Annotated in this window: 11 protein-coding genes; 7 read left to right on the top strand and 4 right to left on the bottom strand. The window is 39.2% G+C overall.

The genetic code is table 11. The features are described 5' to 3' along the window. Positions 1–252: 252 nt before the first annotated feature. Complete coding sequence (yidD, locus tag I4641_RS18880) at positions 253–492, bottom strand: membrane protein insertion efficiency factor YidD (protein WP_229642137.1); 240 nt, start codon at positions 490–492, stop codon at positions 253–255. Between the two features lie 81 nt (positions 493–573). On the opposite strand from yidD, the gene I4641_RS18875 reads away from it, so the two are divergent. From I4641_RS18875 to I4641_RS18845, 7 genes are all read left to right on the top strand, one after another. Next, positions 574–1,266, top strand: a complete 693-nt coding sequence (locus I4641_RS18875) for a diacylglycerol/polyprenol kinase family protein (RefSeq protein WP_229642136.1) — start codon at positions 574–576, stop codon at positions 1,264–1,266. Between the two features lie 91 nt (positions 1,267–1,357). Next, positions 1,358–1,576, top strand: coding sequence for a DUF3285 domain-containing protein (locus I4641_RS18870; protein ID WP_229642135.1), 219 nt, complete (start codon positions 1,358–1,360; stop codon positions 1,574–1,576). Positions 1,577–1,588: 12 nt separating this feature from the next. Next, the gene (ybeY, locus tag I4641_RS18865; protein ID WP_229642134.1) at positions 1,589–2,101 is read left to right on the top strand and encodes an rRNA maturation RNase YbeY; all 513 of its coding nucleotides are present in this window, start codon (positions 1,589–1,591) and stop codon (positions 2,099–2,101) included. 177 nt (positions 2,102–2,278) lie between these two features. After that, a complete protein-coding gene (locus I4641_RS18860) occupies positions 2,279–2,734 on the top strand; it encodes a diacylglycerol kinase (RefSeq protein ID WP_229642133.1) in 456 nt (151 codons plus the stop codon). Positions 2,735–2,746: 12 nt separating this feature from the next. Continuing rightward, entirely contained in the window at positions 2,747–3,343 is a 597-nt protein-coding gene (locus tag I4641_RS18855) for an anthranilate synthase component II (protein ID WP_229642132.1), read from the top strand. 4 nt (positions 3,344–3,347) lie between these two features. After that, positions 3,348–4,127 (top strand): MBL fold metallo-hydrolase, encoded by a 780-nt coding sequence (locus I4641_RS18850; RefSeq protein ID WP_229642131.1) that lies wholly within the window; start codon positions 3,348–3,350, stop codon positions 4,125–4,127. Continuing rightward, positions 4,124–4,342, top strand: a complete 219-nt coding sequence (locus I4641_RS18845) for a hypothetical protein (RefSeq protein ID WP_229642130.1) — start codon at positions 4,124–4,126, stop codon at positions 4,340–4,342. Before I4641_RS18850 ends, I4641_RS18845 begins: the two co-directional genes overlap by 4 nt. Positions 4,343–4,525: 183 nt before the next feature. Here I4641_RS18845 and I4641_RS18840 read toward each other — a convergent pair whose 3' ends face one another. The 3 genes from I4641_RS18840 to crtH form a co-directional block, all read right to left on the bottom strand. Beyond that, a complete protein-coding gene (locus I4641_RS18840) occupies positions 4,526–5,056 on the bottom strand; it encodes a tetratricopeptide repeat protein (protein WP_229642129.1) in 531 nt (176 codons plus the stop codon). 134 nt (positions 5,057–5,190) lie between these two features. After that, on the bottom strand, positions 5,191–5,949 hold the full coding sequence (cysH, locus tag I4641_RS18835) for a phosphoadenosine phosphosulfate reductase (protein WP_229642128.1): 759 nt from the start codon (positions 5,947–5,949) through the stop codon (positions 5,191–5,193). A gap of 230 nt (positions 5,950–6,179) precedes the next feature. Further along, positions 6,180–7,700: a carotenoid isomerase gene (gene crtH / locus I4641_RS18830; RefSeq protein ID WP_229642127.1), complete on the bottom strand. Its 1,521-nt coding sequence runs from the start codon at positions 7,698–7,700 to the stop codon at positions 6,180–6,182. Between the last annotated feature and the right edge of the window lie 138 nt (positions 7,701–7,838).

Genomic DNA, 7,838 nt, shown 5'->3' with positions numbered 1-7,838 from the left:
ATCGTATCGCCATTCTCTTGTCCAGAATTGAAAACGTTCAAACATTGTCCGCTATGTCTAGCTTGAATATAATAGTACTGTTCTTGGGCGGAAGCTGGGAGATCGCTAAGACTCAAAATTGCCCCAACAGCAGTCAGAGAAGTAAGGGAAAAGGCGATCGCTTGATTAATTTTATTCATAAATTATTTTGCTTATTTTATCGACTTAGACTACAAAAATAGGTGAAAAAGTTCCGATATATGCTCGTGGCAGTCATCCATCTAGTTTGGAAGATTTACTCCGAGGCGGTACGGGATCGTAACCTCCTGGGTGAAAAGGATGACAGCGCAGAATACGACTTACTGCCAACCAACTACCTTTGATAGTTCCATAAGTTGCGATCGCTTCAATGGCATAGCTCGAACAAGTAGGTTGAAAACGGCAACTAGGAGGAAACAAAGGGGAAATAAAACGGCGATAGCCTTGAATTAGCCAGAGTATTAAGGTTTTCATAGATTTTATAACTTGAGAAGTTTAATTGGAAGACAATAATAAATAGATTAAATATAAATGAATCTATAAGTTTAATTTTTAATGCTTTTACTTCTTGGAGATCATCCTATTTTCAACTTTGCCTATCCATTGGGTGCTGTTTTCGTTTATTTAGGAATTTTAGTGGCGATCGCCGATTTTTTAAGTCGCCTACTCCCCAACGATCCAGAATTAACGCGCAAAGTAGTACACATTGGTAGCGGAAATGTAATTCTTCTGGCTTGGTGGTTTAATATTTCAACCCAAGTAATTGTTAGTGCAGCGATAATTGCAGCAGCGATCGCCATTGTATCTTACATAATTCCTATTTTACCCAGCATTGAGAGCGTCGGTCGCAAAAGCTTTGGTACATTGTTCTATGCCATCAGCATGGCAGTATTAACCGCTTGTTTTTGGCAAGATACACCCCAATACGCAGCGATCGGTATACTGATAATGGCATGGGGAGATGGCATGGCAGCTATTATCGGTCAACGCTTTGGCAAACATCTTTATCAAATCGGGACGATCTCCAAAAGCTGGGAAGGCTCATTGGCAATGATGGGAGCTAGTTTTATCGTCACTGAATTGATTTTATTGTTTGTTGAGGGTCTTAGCTGGCAAATACTGCTGATTTCCTCGATTGTGGCGGTAATTGCCACAATTCTCGAAGGTTTTTCTCAACTTGGCATAGATAACCTTACCGTACCTTTGTGTAGTGGGATTATATGTTTTTTTTGCATTCAGGCTTTATGATTAAATAAAAGTTACATAAAGGTACAAATTTAACAAATTTAAAATTCAGATAAAAAATTTAGATAAAGTATAAAGTATATTTCTTTAAATAATGACTAATTCTGCTCCAAAACCAATCTCCGAAGTCGACACAAAGGAAACTGTTACCGCAGAAAATCCCCCTACCAACCCAAAAATCCAAGATAGCTATGTTAAATTGGCGATGCGGAACATGGTTCGCAAAGGAAAACAATCTCTTTGGCACTTTTTCTTGACCACAGCAGGTCTAGTAGGGCTTTTGGTTGGTCTAGCTTATTTAACAAAACCATAAGTAAATATATACATGGATTTAATTGCTACACAATCTTGTAATGTTGTCATATATCTAGAAAACCTTTATCAAGGAAATTTAGAGCCAAATAGTTTACAGAGCATTAATGCTATTCCTTGGACAAATTGGCTACAGATCTGGATGGAGTCTTTAAGTCCCGAAACTAACCTCTCTCAAGATTGCGAAGTGAGCTTGAGGCTTACTAGCGATCGCGATGTACAAGCCCTTAATTGTCAGTATCGTTCGATAGACAAGCCAACTGATGTATTAGCTTTTGCAGCAACAGAAGCAGATATCATAATTCCTGAAGAAATAGCCGAACCACTTTATTTAGGCGATATTATTATTTCCCTCGACACGGCTAACAGACAAGCAATATCTCAAAATCACTCTTTAGTAATGGAGTTGGCTTGGTTGAGTAGTCATGGACTGCTACACCTACTAGGTTGGGATCATCCCGATGAAGTGAGTTTAAAGCAAATGCTCGAACGACAATCTCAATTGATTCAATTATTAGAAATTTAGCCAAATTACTGAGTAAATATCAATCTTTGTACTGTTGCATCTGAACATATTCTTTTTGTATTGTTGAGTTATTATTAGTTTATAAATTAAGTACATGTACGGATCGCAGTTGCTTGTTAAAAAACGGTGAAAGTAAATCAAAAAGAGAATCCGCCACTGTCTTTATTAGATATAAATATGAAATCTTCTACTATTGTCTCCACGTCTACAGAATCTAATACTTCTAACAAAAAAATCATCCGTAATTTAGCTTGGCAGGTAGCACCCAATTTATTTTTGAGCTTCAAATATGCTTGGGCTGGAGTCCGCTATGCTTTTCTTACCCAAAGAAATTTTCGCATTCATACATTTATTGGGATCTTTGCTGTTAGCTTGGGTACTTTTTTAGAAATTAGAGCAATGGAAATGTCAGTAATTGTCATGACCTGCGCTATTGTTATGGTTCTAGAGCTTCTCAATACCGCGATCGAAGCAGTTGTCGACCTAACAGTCAAGCAAACTTACCACGAGCTAGCTAAAATAGCTAAGGACTGTGCTGCTGGTGCAGTCTTAATTAGTGCGATGGCAGCAGTAGTGGTAGCAGCTTGTATTTTGCTTCCTCCTTTGTTGCAGCGCATCATGGTTGTGTTGTAGTGGAGATTGGACTTGATTATCGTTATAGATAACTACGATAGTTTTACATATAATTTAGTGCAGTATTTGGGAGAGTTGGGTCAACAATTCCCCGTAGCAGAAGACATTAGGGTTTATCGTAATGATGCTATTGATATTGATACTATAAATCGCCTCAAACCTGATGGCATTTTAATTTCTCCCGGTCCTGGTCGTCCAGAAGATGCGGGGATTTCTTTACAGTTAATCGAAAAATTAGGCTCTCAAATTCCGATTTTGGGTGTCTGTCTCGGTCATCAAAGTATCGGTCAGGTTTTTGGCGGTCAGGTAATCTCTGCCCCAGTTTTGATGCACGGTAAAACTTCTCCCATTTATCATCAAAATATAGGAGTTTTTGAGGGATTAGAGTCGCCTTTTGCAGCTACCCGATATCATAGTTTGGTTATCGATCGCGCCTCGATTCCCGATACTCTAGAAATAACAGCTTGGGTAGAAGATGGCACAATTATGGGAGTTCGCCATCGAGATTATCCTCACGTACAAGGAGTACAGTTTCACCCCGAAAGCATTCTGACGGATAATGGAAAGTCATTATTACGCAATTTTTTGCAGTCTTTAACTAGTAAATAATTATATGAAACGGCGACAATTGATCCGTTATGGTGGAATAAGTTTGGCAACAGCGATCGCGACAAATTTAGTTCCCCATCAACCTTCTTTTGCTGAAGATGCTACTCAATCAGTTACCATTCAGTATCTAGGACATACTTGTTTTTTGTTTAAAGGTAGCGGTCTGACAGTTTTGGTCAATCCTTATCAATCTGCGGGTTGCACTGCTGGCTATACTTTGCCTGACGTACAACCTGACGTGGTACTGATCAGTAGTTTTCTGCTAGATGAAGGTGCAATTGATGCAGTACCAGGAAATCCCCAAATATTTACCGAAAAAGGGTCTCATCAAGTTGAAGGAATAAAATTTAAAGGCTTTTCTTTGCCCCACGACCGAGAAGGAGGTAAGCGGTTTGGCACAAATGTTGCTTGGCGATGGACTCAGGGAGGAGTCGATTTGCTCCATCTAGGTGGGGCTGCTGCATCTCTAGCTACTGAGGACAAAATTTTATTAAGTGGATCGGATATAGTGTTTCTCCCTGTTGGAGGTGGCATGAAAGCTTATAATCCGACTGAAGCAAAACAGGTAGTTAAAGTTCTTCATCCCAAAATGATTATTCCGACACACTATCGCACTAGTGCTAGTAGTAAAGAGAATTGCGATCTGACATCCGTGGATGAATTTTTGTCTTTAGTGCAAGATATGGAAATAGCCAGAGTAGGGAGCGATCGCATTGCGGTCAAGCCAGCCGATCTAGCTAATAGAAGTAATACTTTAGTCAGAATATTCGACTACACATCATGAGTTTTGCCTTATTTATCGGACTTGGTTTGGGAGCGATCGCCTGGGGATTGAGAACTACAGAAGAAGTTGTTCGACTCTCCGCAGCAATTATCGGTGCAATTTTGTTGATCTGGGGATTGTGTCTCACCCCTCAGATGTTTCTAATTGGTGCAGAAATTTTGACCGTGATTGCCGTGTTTCGGATTTGCGTTCGTTGTTGTGAATGCGATGGGTGAATTAGTAATTTGGGCGTTGGTGATTTAATGTATGACGTATAAAATGTTTCGGTTCGTAGCTTTTAGCTCTTAGTTTTTAAGAAATGTGAATCAAGCAATTGAATCTAATTTTCATACCTTGATTCACCAACGCCGTAATTTGTAGTTAATATTTTGTGGTTAATATTTTGTGGTTAATATTTACTATTTACTTGTTACCAATCGTTTCTCTAAAGATTTGACGCGAAGTTTGGCAGTGTTGTTGTCAGGATCGAGTTCCAAAACCTGTTTGTAGGTTTCGACAGCTTTAACAATCATTTGCTTCTTTTCGTAGACATTACCCAAATTATTGAGGGCAACTACGTATTCAGGATATAGCTTGAGAGCTTCTTTATATTGTTTAATGGCGATCTCATATTGCTCTTGAGCATAATAAGCATAACCCATGGCATTATGAATCAAAGCTTGGTTTTGCTCGGGTAGTTTCTTGTCTACCTTCAAAGCTTTATTTAAAAGGCTAATCGATTGTACGAACAATTTTTTATCTAAATAAAGACTACCCAATTCATAATATTCTTCAGCTGTGCCTTTTTCCTGTTTGAGTTTATCTTGAAGACGAGAAAAAGTACTCTCTTGCTTGCGAGTTTTAATGACCTCTTTGAGAATGTAAATTAAGGCAAAGACTAATATTGCTAGTAAAGCAGAGATATATATTATTGGTAAATTCTCATTCATAAAGCGATCGCAGTGTAATGAAGTTTTAACTTAGTTATATGATTACTAGTAATTTTCACACATCTATCAGAGCAAAATCCTCAACAGTTAACAAAATGTTGATTTGCCAGTAATTCTATTACCGCAAGACTTTGTTACAAACTGCTAGAATCGAGGCTTTGTGCTTCTCCCGCAGTTTGGGGTAAATGCAATCCACACTCCTGCTTTAAACCACGAAAACGAGTATCTCTTTCGTTATCGTCATCAGCAGAAACGGGTCGACTAGAATGCCAGTCGCCAACAGAAACATAACCCCGATCGAAATAAGGATGGTAGGGAAGATCGTGAGAGGTTAAATACCGATAGATATCCCGCGCGTTCCAATCCAAAATAGGATATATCTTGTAAAGACCATCTTGTTGTTCTACTCTAGTTAAACCCTGGCGATGCTCTGTTTGATTTTTACGCAATCCAGCCAACCATGCAATAGCATTCAGCTCTTGTAATGCTCTCTGCATTGGCTCTACTTTACGAATGCGATCGTAAAGATCAAAAGCAGCAACATCATTTTGTTCCCAAAGTTTACCGTGTGTAGCTTCCATGCGCGCGGGAGAAATAGGAGACTGATAAACTTTGAGGTTTAATTCTAGTCTTTGAGTCAGTTGTTCGGCAAATTTATAAGTTTCTACAGGTAAATAACCCGTGTCTACCCAAATCACTGGGATATTCGGCATGATTCGCGTCACCAAATGTAACATTACCGCAGCTTGAATGCCAAAGCTAGTACTCATAATCAAGCCATTACTAAAAGTTTCAGCACTCCATTCAACGACGGATGATGCTTCGGCATTTTCTAATTGTTGGTTAACTTGAAATAAATCGAGATTAGGTGTTTCAACTGTGGCAGAGATCATTAATTCCAACTCTCTAGATGTCTTGGGCGATTGGTTATCAAATCAAATCAAATCAATAGCAAACAATGAAAAATTATTAATTTGCTTTCTCTTAGAATCGGTAGACTAAAATTATCCTAAACTTAAATGTTCCATGTTGTCACTGTTAATTTCAACTACCATTAATATTTTTACCTACGGGTAGCTATTCCCCACGCTGTAGCTCAGTTTCCGCTTCATTCATCCATGATTCATAAGCCCAAATCGACTGCTACTCGATGTCCGCAACTCATTCCTGAAAATGCTACTGCATTCAAACCTTGACCAGGGAAAGTACTATCGCCGACACAATATAAACCAGGAATTTTGGTGCGATTAAAAGGCATTCCCAACAAGCCAGCTAGTTTACGACGGGGAATTGGACCATAAGTACCATCTTCTCTACCCAAAAAACGACGGTGAGTGCGAGGAGTCCCAATTTCTTGATAATCTAAGGCGTTAGCTAGTCCAGGGAAAATAGCTTCCAGGCGATGAATTAGCTTGCTAGCAGCAACTTCTTTTTTCCTTTGATATTCTTGGGGCGATAAATTTTGCCAACCTTCAATCCAACTAGGGGTAAAGGTATGGATGATGTGATGACCTTCTGGGGCTAAACTAGGGTCTAGTAAAGTAGGAATAGAAACAAAGATCGTTCCTGACTCATCTTCCATTTTATTCCAGTCTTCTAAAAGAATATGATGGCATTCCGTTCCTTCTGGTAAGACTTTTGCATCCACTCCCAAATGCAAACTAAGAAAACTAGGAGATTTTTGATATCTTTGTCGCCATTTTTGTTCTTTCTTGGGAGTATATTGAGGAGGAAGAAGTTTATCAAAGGTATCCCAGCGAGTGGCGTTAGAAATAATTTTTTCAGCGCGATATTCAGTATTGTCGGCTAATTTAACCCCTACTGCCTTACCATTCTCCATCAGGATGTTGGTAACTCTGGCTTTATATTTGATCTCTCCACCAGCTTCGACTAAACCCTCTGCTAGCTTTAGGGCGATTTGTCCGACTCCACCTTTAGGATAGTTGATTCCTCCATAATGGCGATCGCTAAATACCATTCCCGCATTGATCATCGGAGTTTTCAGGGCGGGAACTACCGACCAACAATAACACTCCATATCAATAAACTTGAGCAACTTAGGATCTTGAATATATTTACGAGCAACATCCCCTGCGTTGACGGGCAAATATTTCGCCAAACCCAAACAAGAAAAAGGCTTTTGAAAAAATACCCGCATTAGATAGCGGGGTTCTTCTAAAGAAAGTAATTCCATCGAATTGAGACAGTTAAACACATCCCAACATTCCCCATAAAAACCGCGAATACCCTTTTCTTCGTGGGGGAAAAGAGCGATCAATTCTTGTAAAAATTCTTCGTAGTCGCGATGAACCTTGAGTTCTAAATCCTCTGGTAAATGATAGTGAATTTGAACTGGATCGGCAATAGTTTCAATCGATTTATTTACTGCATCCAAAGCGCGGGTTAATAAGTTGGTTGTTCCTTTGTCGCCAAAGCCAAAGATCATCGACGCACCAACATCAAAGCGATATCCTTCTCGCTCAAAATATCCGCCACTACCACCAGGAATTAGATAACGTTCTAAAACTAGTACTTTTGCTCCCTTAGCTGCTAATTGAGTAGCTGTTACCAAACCACCAATACCAGAACCAATTACTATCGCATCGTATGTGGTGCTAAGGGAGATTGTTGTAGTCGCGCTCATAAATTATAAAAATTATAAAAATTATAAAAAGTAGACGAGAAATTCTAAATTAATCTATTAGATCTTTAGTTTACCGTCGAACGTCAACATTCCCTCTAATCATTAAATAGGGGTAATAGACATACTACCCCCTTGCGG

Source organism: Waterburya agarophytonicola KI4 (genome assembly GCF_020640915.1).
Taxonomy (GTDB): Bacteria; Cyanobacteriota; Cyanobacteriia; order Cyanobacteriales; family Xenococcaceae; genus Waterburya; species Waterburya agarophytonicola.
Note: the sequence above shows the minus strand (reverse complement) of the source record. Positions and strands in the feature narration are given on the sequence as shown.